17 protein-coding genes and 1 pseudogene are annotated in these 17,585 nt (G+C 71.3%); 9 read left to right on the top strand and 9 right to left on the bottom strand.

All coding sequences use genetic code 11. From position 1 onward, the window contains the following. Nucleotides 1-163: 163 nt before the first annotated feature. The 5 genes from ACGFW6_RS02725 to ACGFW6_RS02705 all read left to right on the top strand — a co-directional run bounded on the left by ACGFW6_RS02725 (nt 164) and on the right by ACGFW6_RS02705 (nt 6,799). Nucleotides 164-733, top strand: coding sequence for a heme-binding protein (locus tag ACGFW6_RS02725; RefSeq protein ID WP_393503890.1), 570 nt, complete (start codon nt 164-166; stop codon nt 731-733). 201 nt (nt 734-934) lie between these two features. After that, on the top strand, nt 935-2,800 hold the full coding sequence (locus ACGFW6_RS02720; protein ID WP_393503887.1) for a serine/threonine-protein kinase: 1,866 nt from the start codon (nt 935-937) through the stop codon (nt 2,798-2,800). Nucleotides 2,801-2,890: 90 nt separating this feature from the next. Further along, nucleotides 2,891-3,745 carry an ABC transporter ATP-binding protein gene (locus ACGFW6_RS02715; RefSeq protein WP_393503884.1) on the top strand — a complete coding sequence of 285 codons (855 nt, stop codon included), beginning with the start codon at nt 2,891-2,893 and terminating at the stop codon, nt 3,743-3,745. Next, entirely contained in the window at nt 3,742-4,728 is a 987-nt protein-coding gene (locus ACGFW6_RS02710) for an iron-siderophore ABC transporter substrate-binding protein (protein WP_393503881.1), read from the top strand. The genes ACGFW6_RS02715 and ACGFW6_RS02710 overlap by 4 nt, the downstream gene beginning before the upstream one ends. Before the next feature lie 4 nt (nt 4,729-4,732). Continuing rightward, nucleotides 4,733-6,799 carry an iron ABC transporter permease gene (locus ACGFW6_RS02705; protein ID WP_393503878.1) on the top strand — a complete coding sequence of 689 codons (2,067 nt, stop codon included), beginning with the start codon at nt 4,733-4,735 and terminating at the stop codon, nt 6,797-6,799. On the opposite strand, the pseudogene ACGFW6_RS02700 reads toward ACGFW6_RS02705, so the two are convergent. The 3 genes and pseudogenes from ACGFW6_RS02700 to ACGFW6_RS02690 form a co-directional block, all read right to left on the bottom strand. After that, a pseudogene (locus ACGFW6_RS02700) lies at nt 6,797-6,928 on the bottom strand (methyltransferase); the annotation flags it as partial. The gene ACGFW6_RS02705 and the pseudogene ACGFW6_RS02700 overlap by 3 nt on opposite strands. Before the next feature lie 129 nt (nt 6,929-7,057). Continuing rightward, on the bottom strand, nt 7,058-8,716 hold the full coding sequence (locus ACGFW6_RS02695) for an allantoin permease (RefSeq protein WP_393503875.1): 1,659 nt from the start codon (nt 8,714-8,716) through the stop codon (nt 7,058-7,060). Nucleotides 8,717-8,866: 150 nt separating this feature from the next. Then, nucleotides 8,867-9,706, bottom strand: a complete 840-nt coding sequence (locus tag ACGFW6_RS02690) for a class I SAM-dependent methyltransferase (RefSeq protein WP_393503872.1) — start codon at nt 9,704-9,706, stop codon at nt 8,867-8,869. 206 nt (nt 9,707-9,912) lie between these two features. Between ACGFW6_RS02690 and ACGFW6_RS02685 the strand changes: the two genes are divergently transcribed. After that, entirely contained in the window at nt 9,913-10,350 is a 438-nt protein-coding gene (locus ACGFW6_RS02685) for an ATP-binding protein (RefSeq protein WP_393503869.1), read from the top strand. Between the two features lie 71 nt (nt 10,351-10,421). On the opposite strand, the gene ACGFW6_RS02680 is transcribed toward ACGFW6_RS02685, so the two are convergent. The 4 genes from ACGFW6_RS02680 to ACGFW6_RS02665 all read right to left on the bottom strand — a co-directional run bounded on the left by ACGFW6_RS02680 (nt 10,422) and on the right by ACGFW6_RS02665 (nt 12,506). Then, nucleotides 10,422-10,706, bottom strand: a complete 285-nt coding sequence (locus tag ACGFW6_RS02680) for an ATP-binding protein (protein WP_393503866.1) — start codon at nt 10,704-10,706, stop codon at nt 10,422-10,424. A gap of 307 nt (nt 10,707-11,013) precedes the next feature. Further along, a complete protein-coding gene (locus ACGFW6_RS02675) occupies nt 11,014-11,385 on the bottom strand; it encodes a PRC-barrel domain containing protein (RefSeq protein WP_393503863.1) in 372 nt (123 codons plus the stop codon). A gap of 44 nt (nt 11,386-11,429) precedes the next feature. Further along, the gene (locus tag ACGFW6_RS02670; RefSeq protein ID WP_393503861.1) at nt 11,430-11,657 is read right to left on the bottom strand and encodes a DUF5133 domain-containing protein; all 228 of its coding nucleotides are present in this window, start codon (nt 11,655-11,657) and stop codon (nt 11,430-11,432) included. Nucleotides 11,658-11,660: 3 nt separating this feature from the next. Next, entirely contained in the window at nt 11,661-12,506 is an 846-nt protein-coding gene (locus tag ACGFW6_RS02665; RefSeq protein ID WP_393503859.1) for a SigB/SigF/SigG family RNA polymerase sigma factor, read from the bottom strand. 371 nt (nt 12,507-12,877) lie between these two features. On the opposite strand from ACGFW6_RS02665, the gene ACGFW6_RS02660 reads away from it, so the two are divergent. After that, nucleotides 12,878-13,753 carry an RNA polymerase sigma factor SigF gene (locus ACGFW6_RS02660; protein WP_393503856.1) on the top strand — a complete coding sequence of 292 codons (876 nt, stop codon included), beginning with the start codon at nt 12,878-12,880 and terminating at the stop codon, nt 13,751-13,753. A 527-nt stretch (nt 13,754-14,280) separates the two neighbouring features. On the opposite strand, the gene ACGFW6_RS02655 is transcribed toward ACGFW6_RS02660, so the two are convergent. Then, nucleotides 14,281-14,751 (bottom strand): ATP-binding protein, encoded by a 471-nt coding sequence (locus tag ACGFW6_RS02655; RefSeq protein WP_393503853.1) that lies wholly within the window; start codon nt 14,749-14,751, stop codon nt 14,281-14,283. A gap of 353 nt (nt 14,752-15,104) precedes the next feature. On the opposite strand from ACGFW6_RS02655, the gene ACGFW6_RS02650 reads away from it, so the two are divergent. After that, entirely contained in the window at nt 15,105-15,488 is a 384-nt protein-coding gene (locus ACGFW6_RS02650; protein ID WP_393505054.1) for an STAS domain-containing protein, read from the top strand. Between the two features lie 248 nt (nt 15,489-15,736). Here ACGFW6_RS02650 and ACGFW6_RS02645 read toward each other — a convergent pair whose 3' ends face one another. Continuing rightward, the gene (locus tag ACGFW6_RS02645; RefSeq protein WP_393503850.1) at nt 15,737-16,180 is read right to left on the bottom strand and encodes a MarR family winged helix-turn-helix transcriptional regulator; all 444 of its coding nucleotides are present in this window, start codon (nt 16,178-16,180) and stop codon (nt 15,737-15,739) included. Between the two features lie 197 nt (nt 16,181-16,377). Between ACGFW6_RS02645 and ACGFW6_RS02640 the strand changes: the two genes are divergently transcribed. Beyond that, on the top strand, nt 16,378-17,556 hold the full coding sequence (locus ACGFW6_RS02640; RefSeq protein WP_393503847.1) for a PP2C family protein-serine/threonine phosphatase: 1,179 nt from the start codon (nt 16,378-16,380) through the stop codon (nt 17,554-17,556). Nucleotides 17,557-17,585: the final 29 nt, after the last annotated feature.

Genomic DNA, 17,585 nt, shown 5'->3' with positions numbered 1-17,585 from the left:
CCCCAGGAGGGTCAACCGATCGGATGACCCCCGTGTCGTCCGTCCCGTCACCCCGAGGCAGCCGGAACGCCGACGGTCGGGGGCCGTTTCCGGGCCGAGGGTGGAGACCGGACGAAGCGGGGCGGCAACCGGCCGCCCGTCCACCGAAGGAGTCGACCGACCCATGAACCCCGTGCACAAGAAGTTCTCCCGTCGTGCCCGCGTCGCCACCGGCGGTGCCGTGCTCGCCGTCGTCGCCGTGGCGGGCTTCGGCGCGGTGTCCGCGAACGCCTCGGCACCGGCCACGACCCCCGCGGCCGCCGCCTCGGCGACCGCGCCGGCCCGGGCCACCACCACCTCCACCCACCTCACGATCGACGCCGCCACCAAGGCCGCGCAGGCCGCGCTCGACGCCGCCGAGAAGGAGAACCAGCGCGTCACGGTCGCCGTCGTCGACCGCAACGGCAACACCGTCGTCACCCTGCGCGGTGACGGCGCCGGCCCGCAGTCCTACGAGTCCGCCGAGCGCAAGGCGTTCACCGCGGTCTCCTGGAACGCCCCCACGTCCCAGCTGACCGAGCGTCTCCAGCAGGCCCCGACCCTGAAGGACATCCCCGGCACCCTGTTCCTGGCGGGCGGTGTCCCCGTGACCGCGGGCAACGCCCCCATCGCCGGCATCGGCGTCGCGGGTGCCCCGTCCGGCGCGCTGGACGAGAAGTTCGCCCGGGCGGGCGCGGAGGCGGTCGGGCGCTGACCATCGGTCGCGCGGCGCGTCGATCTCGCGGTGGACGCGGGGCGGAGCACTCTCGGGTGCCCGCCCACCGCCCCTGCCGAGCCTCGACGAAGCTGCCGCGCAGGTCACTTGAGCAGTCCCGTCGAAAGTGACGACCCCCTGGTCCGTGCACCGGCAAGGGTCCGGCGAACGGTGTCGGTGGCGGCCGTTAAGCTCCCGCCCATGAGTGAGGGAGACAGAGGCGCCGGCAGACGGGTTGTCGACGGGCGCTTCGAGTTGGAGGCCCGTCTCGGCGGCGGCGGGATGGGAACGGTCTGGCGTGCCAGGGACCTGGTGCTGCACCGGCTGGTGGCGGTCAAGGAGGTCCGCCCGCCCGACGTGGACCTGGCCGAGTACGACCCCGAGGGCGCCCGGATGCTGCGCGAGCGCGTGCTGCGCGAAGCCCGTGCGCTGGCCCGGCTCGACCATCCGAACGTCGTCACCATCCACCACATCGTCGACGGCGGCGACGGCACCTACCCGTGGATCGTCATGGAGTTGGTCAGCGGCGGCTCGCTGGCCGACCGGCTGGCGCAGGGGCCGATGCCGCCCGCCGAGGCCGCCCGGGTCGGCCGGGGTGTGCTGGCCGCGCTGGCCGCCGCGCACGACGCGGGCATCCAGCACCGGGACGTCAAGCCCGCCAACGTGCTGCTGCGGCCGGACGGCCGGCCCGTCCTCACCGACTTCGGCATCGCCGCGATCCGTGAGACGACGACCAACCTGACCGCGACCGGTTCCATCATCGGTACGCCCGACTTCATGGCCCCGGAGCGCATATCCGGCCACGAGGGCGGTTCCGCCTCCGACCTGTGGTCGCTGGCGATGATGCTGTACACCGCCCTCGAGGGCCACCATCCGCTGCGCCGGGGCACGCCGCTGGCCACTCTCGCCGCGGTCCTCAGTGACGACGTGCCGCCGCCCGTGCGGGGCGGAGCCCTGGGCCAGGTGCTGATGGGCGTGCTCGTACGGGACCCCTCCGCACGGCCGTCCGCCGCCGAACTGGACCGCGCTCTGGCCGAGTTCGAGTCGTCCCCGACCGGCCCGGCGCCCGTGCCGGACCCGCACACCTCCTATCCGCTGAACCCGCCGACGCCGTCCCCCACCGTCTTCCCCTCGAACCCGGGGACTTCGGGGTCGTCCTCCACCGTGTCCCCCGCGTACCCGGGGACTTCGGGGTCGTCCTCCACCGTCTCTCCCTCGTACCCGGGGACTTCGGGCTCGTCCACCACGTCCGCCCCCTTCGGGGCCGCCGCTTCCACGCCGACGGCCGCCCCCGCCGGATTCGGGCCGCCTCTCCACCCCGGGCCGTACGCCCCGTTCCAGCCGGTCACCGCACCCGTGCGGGCACAGGGCCGCCGCACTCCTCACCTGCCCGTCGTGCTGGGCGTCTCCGGGACCTCCCTCGCCGGAGCCCTGGTCCTGCTGTGGTGGCTCCTGCCGCTCGGCGGCGGCTCGGGCGACTCGGGAGACTCGGGCGCCCGAAGCCCGTCCACCACCTCGGCGTCGAGGCCGACTTCGTCGTCGAGCGGTTCGTCGGAGGGGTCGTCGAGTGCCGGGGCGCCGGCCGCACAGCGGTCGCAGGACACGGACTCCGCCGAGGTGCTCACCCCGGAGGGCATCCGCGCCGCCATCAAGGCCCTGGAGAAGGAGACCGGCCGCAACCGGTACGGCGACTTCAGCGTCTACGAGGACTTCGTGTCCGCCGATGTGATGGTGGACGGCAGCGACACCAAGTACGACTCCTACACCTACTACCCAGGACGCGGCGTCGAGAAGGGCATCATCAAGAGCACGCTGGGTGGCGGCGAACAGCCCTTCACCCTCGAGAAGTTCAACTGGGACGCGGTTCCCGCGCTGCTGGCCGAGGCCGACAAGAAGCTCAACGTCAAGAACCCGGACATGCGTTACATCCTGGTGAAGTCGGACAACAGCATCTTCGACACACCGGCCCATCTGGCCGTCTACCTGTCCGACGAGTACGGCGACTCCGGCTACCTGGACGCGACACCGCAGGGCAAGGTGACCGATGTGACGCCGGCGGACGGTTAGCGGCGCGATTCGCCTTTGGCCGAAGTTCCCCTTGCGCTGTGTCACCCCACCTCTCGCGGATCGAATTTAGGTTAGGCTAACCTTTGCCGCGTGCAGGTAGGCGAAGAGACCTCCGCGGTGCGATCCCGCGGTCATGAACTGTCGGCCACGGGCGTCACCGTGGCCTACGAAGGCGTGGACGTCGTCCACGACGCGTCGTTGGCGCTGCGGCCGGGCGAAGTGACCGTGCTGGTCGGCCCGAACGGCAGCGGCAAGTCGACGCTGCTGCGGACGATCGCGCGATTGCAGCGGCCCCGGACCGCCGCGCTCGTCGTCGACGGCACCGACGGGCTGGCGCTGACCCCTCGTGAGTTCTCACGCCGGGTCGCCCTGCTGACGCAGGGGCGCCCCACGCCCAGCGGCCTGACCGTCCGGGACGTGGTCGAGTTCGGCCGCTACCCGTACCGGGGCCGCTGGGGCAGGGCGGACCCGGACGGCCCGGCCGCGGTCGGGCGCGCGCTCGCCATGACCGGCGTGGCGGACCTCGCCGACCGCGGCGCGGAACACCTCTCCGGCGGACAGCTCCAGCGCGTGTGGCTGGCCGGCTGCCTCGCGCAGGAGACCGGGGTGCTGCTCCTGGACGAGCCCACCACCTATCTCGACCTGCGCTACCAGATCGAACTCCTCGACCTCGTCCGTGACCTGGCCGACGACCACGGGATCGCCGTCGGCGCGGTCCTGCACGACCTCGACCAGGCCGCGGCCCTCGCCGACCGCGTCGTCCTGCTCGACGAAGGGCGGATCGTCGCGGAGGGCCTCCCCGAGGACGTACTGACGGCCGAGCGCCTCACCGACGTCTACGGCATCCGCATCGAAGTCGGCACCGACCCCCTCACCGGACGGCTGCGCACGCGCGCGATCGGCCGCCACCACACCCGAAGCGAAAGGCTCAGCACACCCTCATGAGACGCCTGATGATGACCGCGGCGGCCGCCACCGCCGCGGCGCTCGCCCTGACCGCCTGCGGTACCACCGAGCCCGCCGCCGACAGCGCCGACGCGAAGAAGGCCGGCGAAGGCATCACCCTCACCGACGCCTCCGGCGCCGAGGTCCACCTCGACGGACCGGCCAAGAAGGTCGTCGGCACCGAGTGGCACGAGGTCGAGCTGCTGATATCGCTGGGCGTCGACCCGGTCGGCGTCGCCGACGTCAAGGGCTACAAGACGTGGGACCAGGCGGTCCCGCTGAAGAACGAGCCCAAGGACATCGGCACCCGCGGTGAGCCCAGCATGGACACCATCGCCGCCCTGAAGCCCGACCTCATCGTCGCCAGCACCGACCTGCCGCCGGCCGCCGTCAAGCAGCTGCGCGAGGTCGCCCCGGTCCTGGAGGTGCGCTCCGCCAGCGCCGCCGACCCGATCGGGCAGATGACGAAGAACCTCGACATCATCGCCGAGGCCACCGGCACCGGCGAGCGCGCCGAGGAGATCAAGGACGCCTTCGACGCGAAGGTCACCGAGGGCAAGAAGGCCCTCGCGGACGCCGGGCTCGACGGCGCCCCGATCGCCTTCGCCGACGGCTACGACATCTCCCACCAGGTCTCGATCCGGCCCTACACCAGCGGCTCGCTGATCGGCGCCGTCAACGAGAAGCTCGGCCTGAAGAACGCCTGGACCGTCAAGGGCGACAAGGACTACGGGCTCGCCACCACCGACGTCGAGGGGCTCACCAAGCTCGGCGACGACGTGCGGTTCGCCTACATCGGCAACGACGGCGACAAGGGCAGCACCCCCTTCACCGACGCCCTCGCCAAGGACAAGGTGTGGACCTCGCTGCCGTTCGTGAAGAAGGGCGACGTCCACCGACTGCCCGACGGCATCTGGATGTTCGGCGGACAGGAGTCGATGGGCGCGTACATCGACGCCCTCGTCAAGGAGCTGACGAAGTAACACCATGGCCGTCACCGCAACACCTCCCGCCACCCGTCCGCCGACGGCCCCGTCCCGGACCGGCGCGGCCGCGGTGACGGCCGCTCTCGTCCTGCTGGTCGCGGCCCTCGCGGTCGTCGACATCACGCAGGGCACGGCCGCCGTCGGCGCGGGTGAGGTCCTCAAAGCCCTCACCGGCCGGGCCGACACCGCCGACGCCTCCGTCGTCGTCGCCTCCCGGCTGCCGAGAATGACCGCCGGACTCCTCGTCGGAGCCCTGCTCGGCATGGCTGGCACCGCGTTGCAGGCCGTCAGCCGCAACGTGCTCGCCTCGCCCGACACCCTCGCCGTCAACGCCGGCTCCTACCTGGGGCTCGGGCTGGTCGCCGTCACCGGTGTGTCGCTGCCGCTGCTCGCCTCATCCGGCGTCGCGTTCGTCGGCGGCCTCGCGGCGGCGGCCGTCGTGCTGGGCCTGTCCGGGCTCGGTGCGGGCACCGTCCGCCTCGTGCTCGCCGGCAGTGCCCTCGCCCTCGGCCTCACCGCCGTGACCGAGGCGCTGCTCCTGCTCTTCCCGCAGGAGACCCAGGGCCTGTACCGGTGGAACCAGGGCAGCATCGGCCAGAACGGGTTCGACGGCGTGCTCCAGATCGCGCCGCTCGGCGTCGTCGGACTCCTCGGGCTGCTGCTGGTCGCCCGCCGCGTCGACGCCCTGGCCCTCGGCGACGACGCCGCCCGCGGACTCGGCGTCCCGGTGCGGGCCACCCGGGTCACCGCGGTCGTCCTCGCGACGCTGCTGTCCGCGGCCGCCGTCACCCTCGCCGGCCCGATCGGCTTCGTCGGCCTGTGCGCCCCGGCCCTGGTGCGGGGCCTCGCCCGTCGGTTCCACGGGTTCGGGAGGGTGCGGGCGAGCCTGCCGGTCACCGCCCTGACCGGCGCCGCGCTGGTCCTCGGCTCGGACGTGGTGCTGCGGGCCCTGGTGCCGTCGGACCTGGCGGTCGCCGTGCCGACGGGCGTCGTCACCAGCCTCCTCGGCGCCGTGTTCCTCGTCGTGATGGCCACGCGGCTGAAGGACACGGCCGCGGCCGCCGCCCCCGACCGGCTGCGCATCCGCAGCCGGGCCGTCTTCCTGACCACCACCGCCGTCCTGGTGGCGCTGCTCGTCGGCGTGACCGTCGCCGCCGTACTGCTCGGTGACAGCAAGCTGTTGCTGGGCGACGTCGTGAACTGGGCGCAGGGCAGGGCGGGTCGGACCGTCGCGTTCGTCCTGGACACCCGCGTGCCCCGGGTACTCGCCGCGCTCCTCGCGGGCGCCGCGCTCGCCCTGGCCGGCACCCTGGTGCAGGCGGTGACACGCAACCCGCTCGCGGAGCCCGGCGTCCTCGGCGTCTCCGGCGGGGCGGCGCTCGGCGCGGTGCTGTTGGTGACGACCGTGCCCTCGGCCGGATCGTGGGGCGTCGCGGGCGCGGCGTTCCTGGGTGCCGCGATCAGCTCCGTCGTCGTCTTCGGACTCGCCGCGCGCGGCGGGTTCCAGCAGAACCGGCTCGTCCTCGTCGGCATCGGCGTCGCGACGGGCACCACCGCCCTGGTCAGCCTGCTGATCGTCCTGACCGACCCGTTCAACGCGGCCAAGGCCCTGACCTGGCTGTCCGGTTCCACCTACGGGCGGTCCCTGTCCGACGTCGCGCCGCTCGCAGCCGTACTCGCCGTGGGCGTGGCCGTCGCGGCCTTCACGCGCGTGGAACTCGACCTCGTGTCCCTCGACGAGGACACCCCGAGGCTGCTGGGGCTCGGCCTGGCCCGCGGTCGCCTGGGTTTCCTGCTGCTGAGCGTCCTGCTCAGCGCCACCGCGGTCGCCGCGGCGGGCACGATCGGCTTCGTGGGCCTCGTCGCCCCGCACGCGGCCCGGGCACTGGTGGGCCGGCAGCACGCCCGGGTGGTCCCGGTCTCCGTACTCCTCGGCGCCGTCCTGGTGTGCACCGCCGACCTGTTGGGCCGTACCGTGATCGCACCCGCCCAGCTCGGCGCCGGACTGATGACCGCGGTGATCGGCACGCCGTACTTCCTCCACCTGCTGGTGCGCAGCCGCCGCTAGCACGCGGCCGCCCGGCGGCAGCACCTCACGGCAGTGGGCGAGGATCGTGACCGCCTGCGCGTCCGTCCAGTCGTGCAGGATGCTCTTCAACAGATAGAGGCCGGAGCCTGCCGGCACGGAACGGAAGAAGTAGGGCGTCGCCGAGCAGCTCCACCACCCTCAGCCGGATCGCCGCGCGCAGGGTCTGCGCGGCCAGCTCCCGAACGCGAAAGTTCCGGCGGCCCGCCCGACAGGGCCGGCCGCCGGAAGGAGCCGGCGTCAGGCCGTGGCCGGCAGCACGTGGTCACCCGCCTTGTCCGTGCTCAGGCACAGGGAACAGACCACCGCGTCATGACCGGCGCAGGCGGTGAGGTCGGGGCGTTCGTAGGGCTGGTGGCAGACGTGGCAGTCCAGGGTGAGCGCGCTGGGGTTGCCGTCGGTGTCCAGGAGCGGCTCGGCGATGCCGTCGTCGGTGCGGCGCAGGTAGTACCGGCCCTTGGTGACGACGGCCATCAGCGGTGTGAGGACGAAGGCGATCACCGCCGCGGCGACGGGGGAGTACGGCTGGAGGGCGTCGCCCAGGGCGTGGAAGTACATCGCGATGGACAGTCCGGACGCGGCGACGAACGACACCACCCCGACCGGGTTGACGGCGTGGAGCATGCCGCGGCGGAACTCGGGCCGGAGCGGGGAGAGCTTCAGCACGTACTTGTTGACGCCGATGTCGGTGGCGACCGTGACGACCCAGGCGATGGCGCAGTTCGAGTAGAAGCCCAGGATGCTGTTGAGGAAGCTGAACATGTCGGCCTCCATCAGGACCAGCGCGAAGGCCAGGTTGACCAGGACGAAGATCATGCGGCCCGGGTAGTGCCGGGTGACGCGGGTGAAGGAGTTCGTCCACGCCAGCGAACCGGAGTAGGCGTTCGTCACATTGATCTTGATCTGGCTGATGACCACCAGGGCGACGGCGAGCGGGACGACCATCCAGGACGGCATCATCGCGTCGAAGGCGCTGCGGAACTGCTGGATCGGCTCGGGCGCGGCGGCCGGTCCGACCTCGGCGAGGATGTAGACGGCGAGGAAGACGCCGATGGCCTGCTTGAGCGCCCCGAGCACCACCCAACCGGGCCCGGCCATCACCACGGCCGTCCACCAACTGCGCTTGTTCTGCTCGGTCTTGGGCGGCATGAAGCGCAGGTAGTCGATCTGCTCGCCGATCTGCGCGATGAGGGAGAGACACACGCCCGCGCCGAGGAGTACGGACGCCGTGTCGACGCCTCCTTCGCCGTCGGTACCGGCGTAGGAGAGGAAGCGGTCGACGGTGCCGGGGTCGTTGGCGATCAGGTGGACCAGCGGCGCGACCATCAGGATCAGCCAGACCGGGGTGGTCCACACCTGGAGCTTGCTCAGCGCCTTCATGCCGTAGATGACCAGCGGGATGACCATGAGCGTGGACACCAGGTAGCCCAGCCACAGCGGGAGCCCGAGGCCGAGCTTGAGGCCCTGGGCCATGATCGAGCCTTCGAGGGCGAAGAAGATGAAGGTGAAGCTGGCGAAGATGACGCTGGTCAGGACGGAGCCGTAGTAGCCGAAGCCCGAGCCGCGGGTGATCAGGTCGAGGTCGATGTTGTAGCGGGCGCCGTAGTACGCCAGTGGGAAGCCGGTGACGAAGATGACGACGGCGGCCACGGCGATCGCGACGAGCGCGTTGCCGGTGCCGTGTGCCAGGCCGATGCCGGCGCCGATGGAGAAGTCGGCCATGTAGGCGATCCCGCCGAGGGCGGTGGTGGCCACGACCATGGGGCTCCAGCGGCGGTAACTGCGGGGCGCGAAGCGGAGGGTGTAGTCCTCCAGGGTCTCCTTGACCGCCTGGTCGGTCCCGGTTCTCGCCGGGCCGGTCGGTCCTGACGTCGTCACTCGTGACTCGGTCGTGCTCATCACGCCTCCCGGTGGGGCTGGGTGCGGGTGCTGCGGTGAAGGGGCAGCGCCGGTGATCCCACAGCCGGCCACGCTAGAAAGGTGTCGTTACCACCGGGTTTCTCTTGTCGTGAACACGATGTTTCGGAGGGGGTGGAGGCCGCGGCCGGCTCACCGTCGGCGGGACACGCCCAGTTCGATGAGGTAGCGCTTGGTCACCCGCCCGCCGTACCGCCCGTCGATCAGCCCCGCGACGCACTCCAGCAGTCCCTCCCTGGCACCGTCCGCAAGGGCCCGATGGCCGGAGTAGGTCCGCAGCACGTCCAGGTACGCCGACGTCGTGTAGGTGAGGTCCCGCTCGTAGCGACGGAACAGGGTGGGACCGAACCGGCCGCTTCCCGCCACCTCCCGGGCATGGTCCGAGCTGTCGACGTCGGCCGCCGCGGGCGGCCGCAGACCGGGCGGCGTCGCCGGATCGAAACGCTCGTAGCAGCCCTGGACCTCGGCGAAGAACTCCTCGGTGCCGCCGTTCACATGCTGCGTACGCACCACGGCCAGCGTCCCGTCCGGACGCAGTGCGTCAGCGGCCCTCGGCACCCGTACGGCCGGATCGAGCCAGTGGAACGCCGTCGCCGACACGAACACGTCGTACGGCTCCTCCGGCAGCGGCCAGTCCTCGAACCGAGCCGTTACGACGTCCACATCGGGGTACTCGTCGAGGTTGCGGCGAGCGACGGCGGCCATCCGCGCTCCCGCCTCGACGGCCGTGATCCGGCAGCCGCGTCCGGCCAGCGGCACCGTCAGCTTGCCGGTGCCGCAGCCCACCTCCAGCACGCGGCTGCGGGGGACGGTGCCCGCGAGTTCCACCAGGTCGTCGTACAACTGAATCGGATATCCGGGCCTGGCACGGTCGTACAGCTCCGCGTCCTCGTCGAAGGTCCGGCTCAGATGTGCCCGACGGGACTCCTCCGGGCTGTCGTCGCGCCGGCCGGGGGCGGTGTCGTCGGGCATGCACAGCAGGTTAGCGATCCGTGGGCGCGCCGCCCGAGACAGGGCGGGGACACCGCCGGCCGGCACCTGTGGCCCCACCCTGCAGCGGCGCCACCGAGGATCGCACCGGTTTCGTACGCGTAGCCGCGCTCAGCCTGGGAACCAGCAGCGATGGAAGCAACAACTAGTCACCACGGCCACAGCGCAGACAGGCCGAAGAGGGTGTGATGGCGACGGAATCGCGTGGCGGCGGCAAATCGTCGTCCGAGGAGACGCAGAAATGGCAGGCCACATTCGACGGGGGCGTTGGCGATGTGACCAGAGCCCGCCTGAGCGCGGAGCGGTTCCTGATGAAGCTGGAGCGCGCCTCACCACCGGCGACGCCCGAGTACCGGGACGACATCGTGCTGGTCGTCACCGAGCTCGCGGCCAACGCCGTGCAGTACGCGCCGGGGCCGATCGAGCTGACGTTGCGCAGGGCGTTCGACGGTGTACACGTGACGCTCAGTGACACGAGCACGACGGAACCGGCACCGCGGCCCTTCCACCCCGGCACCGGTCGCGGCGGCGGTATCGGCTGGTATCTGATCCAGACCTTGTGCGACGAGGTCACCGTGGTGGTGCGGGCGGACGGCAAGGACGTGCACGCTTTCCTGCCCTGGTGAGCCGCCGCCGGCCCACCGGGGCGGCTCACCGTGCCCGCGTCCAGCCCCGGAGGGCCGCCCGCCCTCCGGGGCTAGACGAGCGGCACGAACACGCTGATCGTCTTGCCGCCCTCACGGCGGCGGTCGATCTGTATCTCGCGGGCGAGCCGGAGGATCAACGGCCATCCGTATCCGCTGCCCTCGTGCGTACGGGGCAGCGTCCCGGGCCCGTAGGCCGCGGAGGGGACGGCCTCGCTGTAGTCGTGCACGCTCAGCCGCACCCCCTCGGCGAGCGGGGTCACCTCGAACCCCGCCAGACCGCCGCCGTGCCGGATCGCGTTGGCGACCAGCTCCGACACGACCAGCAGGAGATCCATGACGGCCGTCTCCCCGGCCGTGCCCGACGCGGGACGCCAACGCTCCTGGACGAGCGACCGCACATAACTGCGCGCGGCCGCCGCACTGGTGATCGGGACAGACCGGTTCCGCGCCGTGGGGTTGTCCCGTTCCGGACGGCGCTCCGCCGGCATCATGGCCGCTCGTCGGTCGGCTGCGGGATGCGCATCAGATGCCGACCGTCCCGTGCGCGCACCAAGTGGACTGCGGGTGCCGTCACTTCACCACTCCTCGCTCACTGTCGCCGCGCGCTTCGTCGTCTCGCCCGTCCGTGCCCATGGCGCTCCGCTACCCGGGCGCGTCCGAATCATGGGGCAACGAGGCATAGTAGCCACCAACGGCGGACAGGTACTCCGGATCGAGGGTCTCCCGGTCGGTGCCGAAACGCGGAGCCGCCTTGGCCTCCGCGCGGGTGCAACTCACCGTGATCACCTGGGTCTCCTCGGTGATGCCGGTGACCAGGCCGGCCGGGATCAGCAGACTCCTGCCGAACACCCAGGCGCCGGTGTCCACGATCAGATGCCGCAGGGGCGTGTCGTCGGCCTGGCGGTCCACATGACCGATGGTCCCGTCGCTCGCCTCGACGGTGTACCCGGTGAGCGTCCGTCCCTCCTGATGACCGCTGCCGGGCCGGTACGACCAGATTCTGTCGGTGCTCACATTCGTTGCCTCTCGGTGTCGTCGGGTTCTTCGCGATGGTCCGGTCAGGCGACGCCGGCCGACTCTCTCGTCGCGGCGAGGAGTTGGCGGGCCCGTTCCAGAGCCTGTCCCACTTCGCGCGTCCCGGTCGACACGCACAGCGTGTACGTCAGGTCCTGCACGCGGACCTGGCGCAGCCGGCCGGCGGCCTCCGGCCCGTCACCCTGGTGCGCCATGAGTGCCTCGTACTCCTCGACGAGTCCGCGAAGCATCGCCGGATGGGGTATCAGCACGGGTCATCCCTCCTGGGGGTGTTCGTCGCAGTCGGCACCGAGCACCTCGTCGCGCACCCGGGCGCAGCACCGGCTGATCAGCCGGGAGACGTGCATCTGGGAGATGCCGAGTTCGTCGGCTATCCGGCTCTGCGTCATGTCCTCGAAGAAGCGCAGGTACAGGATCGTGCGCTCGCGTTCGGGCAGGCGCCGAAGTCCTTCCTTCGCGGCCTCCCGGTCGACGACGACGTCGAACGCCTCGTCGCACTCGCCGATGGTGTCCGAAAGACTGAAGCCGTCCTCGCTCGACGACATCTCGGCGTCCAGGGACAGGGTGCTGAAGCTGTCGAGCGCCTCGAGGCCCGTGTTCACCTCGTCCTCGGTGAGCCCGGTGTGGGCGGCGATCTGCGCGACCGTGGGGTTGGAGCCGTCGGAGGCGGTGAGGTCGCGGCGCGCCACACGGACCTTGTTGCGCAGGTCCTGGACGCGGCGGGGGACCCGCAGGGCCCACATCCGGTCGCGGAAGTGCCGCTTGATCTCGCCGGTGATGGTGGGCACGGCGTAGCTCTCGAAGGCCCCGCGCCCGGGCTCGTACCGGTCGATCGCCTTGACCAGACCGAGGGCCGCGACCTGGCGCAGGTCCTCCAGGGACTCGCCGCGGTTGCGGAAGCGGCCGGCGATGCGATGGGCCATCGGCAGCCAGGCCTTGGCCAGCGCGTCGCGTATCGCCTCCCGCTCCGGCCCGTCGGGCAGGGCGGCGAGGCGCGCGAAGTCGGATCCGGTGTCGGGGGCGTCGTCGTGGACGCGTCCACCGGACACCCGGGAGCGGGTGGGGTGGGAGGAAGCTTGTGCGGACGTCTCAACCAGCATGAGGGAACAACTCCTGAAGCGACGTTCTCAGGGGGTCTCCGTGGGAAACGGTGCACGGGGCTCGCGGCCCCGGAGCGGTCACAGTTGTCGCACCGATTGCGCCTCCTGTCCGAAGCACGAAAACCCGCATGCCCCACGTCCGACGACGCAAACAGGGTGCGGCGAAGGACGGCGTCGACCAGGGGCGTGAGCAAACAGCCCCCCGGTGAGGGGACTTTCGCGTGGGCCATGTCCGGATTGCCCGCGTTCGAGGGCGAATTCAGGGCAGAACCCCTCCGTGTCGAGTGATCCCTGCCACTGAACAGGAGTGAGCGGCGCGAGGCCGGGCAAGCGGGCATGTGACAACTGGTTCCGGTTATGGGGAGGGCGGCATGGCAGCCGTGACGGTGGTGCAGGCGACGGCCACGGCACAGGAGGCGGTCACGACGGGCGAGGCGGAGCTGCCGCTGATCGAGGATCCGACGCGGGTGAGCCCCAAGGACGCACGCGAGCTGTCGCGTCAGTTCTTCGACCGACTGGTCATGCTTGAAGAGGGCACGCACGAATTCCAGTACGTACGCAACACCCTGATCGAGATGAACCTGTCCCTGGTGCGGTACGCGGCGTCCCGCTTCCGTGCCCGCGGGGACTCCCTGGAGGACGTCGTCCAGGTCGGGACGATCGGGCTGATCAAGGCCATCGACCGCTTCGAGGTGTCCCGGGAGGTCGAGTTCACCACGTTCGCCGTCCCGTACATCGTCGGCGAGATCAAGCGGTTCTTCCGTGACACGAGCTGGGCGGTCCACGTGCCGCGCCGCTTGCAGGAGGCGCGCGCGGAGCTGGCCAAGGCGACGGAGGAACTCAGTTCCCGCCTGGGCCGTATGCCGACCACGCGTGAGCTCTCCGAGCTGATGTCGCTGTCGGAGGAAGAGGTCATCGAGGCGCGCAAGGCCTCCAACGGCTACCAGTCCGCCTCCCTCGACGCGGCCGTCACCGGCGACGCCGAGAACGGCGAGTCCGTCCTGGCCGACCTGCTCGGCGAGGAGGACCCGTCGCTGGAACTCGTCGAGGACTTCCACTCGTTGGCGCCCCTGATCGCCGGGCTGGACGAGCGGGAGCGCCGGATCATCCATCTGCGCTTCGTCGAGGAACTCACCCAGGCGCAGATCGCCGAGCGGATCGGCGTCTCCCAGATGCATGTCTCGCGGCTCATCAGCCGCATCCTCAAGCAGCTGCGGGCCGGCCTGCTGGAGCCCGGGGTCGCCTGAGCGACCTCGATCCAAGCAGCGCGACGCAGTCCGAGATCCAAGCAGCGCGACGCAGTCCGAGATCCAAGCAGCGCGACGCAGTCCGAACGGGGCCGCGGCCGAATCGGCCGCGGCCCACCGCTGTACGGGCCACCGGCCCACCGCCGCAGGGGCCACCGGCCCACCGCCGCAGGGGTCACCGGTTCCGCCGTTCGGGCCACTCGTTGCCGTTCGCACGGGGCCACTGCTGTTCAGGCCCCCGTTGCTGTTCGGGCCGGGCCGTCGTCGGAGCCCGCGGCTTCCGACGACGGCCGCTCAGGGCCGCCTGCTGCGCCGACGCCCGCCGGGCTGCACCGACGCCCACCGATCACCGGCTCGCCCATCGGGCACCCGCTCCGCGACCCGGGCACCCGCTCCGCGACCCGGGCACCCGCTCCGCGACCCGGGCACCCGCTCCGCGACCCGGGCACCCGCTCCGCGACCCGGGCACCCGCTCTTCCATTCGGGCGCTGGCGCCACGATCCCCGGCAGCTCACGCCCCGTCGGCGTCACCCGTGTGCCGGCACCCCCGCGGTCAGCGGAATCACCGCGGTCACGCGCTTGCCGCCGCTGGGCAGGTCCGACACCAGTACGGTGCGGGACAGCCGGCACACGATCGGCCAGCCGCGGCCTCCGCAGCGGTGCCGTCCCTGCCGGTCGACCGGGTCCAGCGCCACCGGCCGCCGTCGCTCGCGATCACTTACGGACAGATACAGGTTCTGGTCCACGACCTCGGCGTCGAAGCCGGTGATGCCGCCGCCGTGCAGCATCGCGTTGGTCGTCAGTTCCGACGCCACCAGGAGGGCGTCCGAGAGGGTGTCGGGCGCGCAGTCGGCGCCCCGGGTCCGCGTCTGCTCGGACAGGACCCGTCGTACGGTCCCGCGTGCCTCGGCGGGAGAGACCGGACTGCCCGGTTCGTGCCGCCCACGGCCCACGCCCGCCGAGCTCTCGGTGACGCCGGTCCGGTAGTTCTCACTCATCCCTTCGCTCCCTGACAAAAGCGGGGAAGCGGAAGGACCCGCCGCGTGGCCTTGACGACCCCCGACCGGGCCCGAGTCCCCTGTACCCCTTCCCGTCGTGTGAGGTTTTCTCCCTGTTCGCGTGACCGCTGAGCCGGTCGGCAAACCGCCCCACCCGCATCAGGGCGCGAAAAGCGGTCGGAGATCCAACGGCTTACGGCTCGTTCGCACGTGCCCTGTGTGCTGGGGAGGTTCGGGGGTAGGCGGGCGAACGCATCGACGGAGCCGCCCCGAGAGATTTGCTCGCGCCGGTGAGGCATCGAATCTCGCCGCCGGGGCACCCGTCACTGTCGCCCGAGCCTGTGGAGGTACTTGTGTCCGTTGCCCAGAATCCCTTGTCGATCAAGGTGGAAGTGCCCCGGGAGGATGCCGTTCTGCTGACTGTCGAGGGTGACCTGGACATGGATACGGCGACCGAGTTGCAACACCACCTGGCCAACCAGCTCCACCATGGCCGCCGACATTTCCTGCTCGACATCGCCGGGGTCCCCTTCATGGACTCGTCCGGTATGAACATCGTCCTGCGGGCCTATCAGGAGGTGCGGGAGATTCCGGGAGGGGTGTACGTCATCTCTCCGACGCCCGCCGTCCGGCGGATCATGGATCTCACCGGTGTCAGCATCACGGTCCCGATCGTGGGAAGCCTCGAAGAGGCGCTCGCGACCGCGGACGCCCAGCCGACGGACCCGGAGCCGTAGGCCGCGGCGACCGGCCCCCTTCCCGGAAGCGAAGACAGCTTCGCGAAGAGGCAGTTCACCGAACGAGACCCGCACCCGCACCGAGAACAGTTGCCGTTTGACAACTATGGCCATGAGGCAACAGAGTGAGCGGGTCAAGCGCGGGAGGGGTGTGAAACGTGCCGGTCAGCAACGAGGACGGCCCGCGTCGTGGGGCAGCGGTGCGGACGCCGTACCGCCTCGGCGCCGAACGGCGGCGCGGGAGTGTCTCAGGCACTCCTGGCGCCGGCCGCCTCCTCGCTCTCGTCGCCTTCGTGGATCTCCGCGGCCGCCGCGGCGCAGAACGCCTCCAGCCCCTCCAGCAGTGCGTCGCGCTTCGTGGCGGGCATCTGCTCCAGCACGGACTGCAGCGCGGCCTCGCGCCGTGCGCGCAGCTCCGCCAGGAAGGTCCGTCCGCGCCGGCTCAGATGCAGCCGCAGCTCGCGGCGGCTGGAGGTGCTGGGCGCGCGCTCCACGAACCCCACCGCCTGGAGGCGGTCGCACAGCCGGCTGGTCGAGGGCGGCGTGGACCCGAGGGCCTCGGCGAGCATGCGCAGGTTGATGCCGTCGCTGTGTTCCAGGATGAACAGCACGCGGATCTGGGAGGCGGACACCGGCGCCGTCGACGCACGGCCCCACAGGACCTCCAGCAACTCGGCGGCCTCGGAGGTCACACGCGCCACCTCGTCCGGCCGCGGTTGCGAATACGGGGAAGTCACGGCTCCACTCTTCCAGGCTTCGCGGGCACTGTCAGCCCACCGGTTCGGGCAATACGTACAGAACACTAGATACGGACAAGAAGGACCGACGGACGGCTCCGCAGCAGCGGGTACCACGCCGTCACTGTGACAAGAATGGCGTATCCAACATCGTGAACAGATTCGTGGCAGCCGAGCGGGCGCTTCGCTCCGCGGCCCCGCACCAATTGGTGGACGCGGTGCGCGATGCCCTGTGCAACGACTACGCGGCGAAGTCCGTCCAGCTCCTGCTGGCAGACTACGGCCTGGCCACGCTCCAGCCGGTCCATCCGGCCGCGAGCGCGCCCGGCTCGGTCCCGGCGCACGGCAACAACCCGGCCGGACGGGCCTTCGGTTCCCAGGAACCGTTCGTCGAGAAGCTGACCGACGGCGAGGTGCGCCTGCATCTGCCGGTGACCGTGCGCGGCGACCGGCTCGGCGTCCTCGTCGTCACGATGCCCTCCGCCGAACGGGCCGAGGAGTGTCTGGACGAGCTCACCGACGTCGCCCAGGTACTGGCGCACGAGGTGATCGTCGCCGACCGGGACACCGATCTCTACCTGCGGGCACGCCGGACCGACCGGCTCACCCTGGCCGCCGAGATGCAGTGGCAGCTCCTGCCGGGCCGGGCCTGCGCCCGCCCCGAGTACGCCCTGGGTGCCCAGCTGGAACCCGCCTACGCGATCCACGGAGACAACTTTGACTGGTCGGCGTCCGCCGACCGCCTGATGCTCTACATCACCAATGGCATGGGCGAGGGCATCGAGGCGTCCCTGCTGACCAATCTGTGCATCAACGCCCTGCGCAACGCCCGCCGCGCCGGCCTGTCCCTCGCGGACCAGGCCGCCCTCGCCGACCAGGCCGTCTACGGGCAGTACCGCGGGGACGCCTATCTCTCCGTGCTCCTGCTCGACCTCGACCTGAGCACCGGCCGGCTCCAGGTCGTCGACGCCGGCTCCCCGCGGATGCTGCGGCTGCGCGGCCGTGGCGTGGACGCCCTGGACATCGAGGCCCAGCTCCCGCTGGGCATGTTCGAGGAGACGGACTACGTCGCCCATGAGCTGGAGATCGATCCCGGGGACCGGCTCCTCTTCGCCAGCGACGGGGTGTACGACGTCATCGCGCCCGGCGGCGAGCGGTACGGGGAGCGCGCGCTGGCCCGCGCCATCATGTCGACCAGCCTGCTGCCCGCCGCCGAGGTCCCGCGTGCCGTCCTGAGGGAACTGGCCGGTCACCGCGGCACGCCCGTGGCGGACGACGACGCACTCGTCGTCTGCCTCGACTGGTTCGGGCCGGGGCGATCGCCTGAGTGAACCGTCCAGGCGCTGCCCCGAAGGACCGT

It is taken from the genome of Streptomyces sp. Y7 (genome assembly GCF_043195415.1).
Lineage (GTDB): Bacteria > Actinomycetota > Actinomycetes > Streptomycetales > Streptomycetaceae > Streptomyces.
Note: the sequence above shows the minus strand (reverse complement) of the source record. Positions and strands in the feature narration are given on the sequence as shown.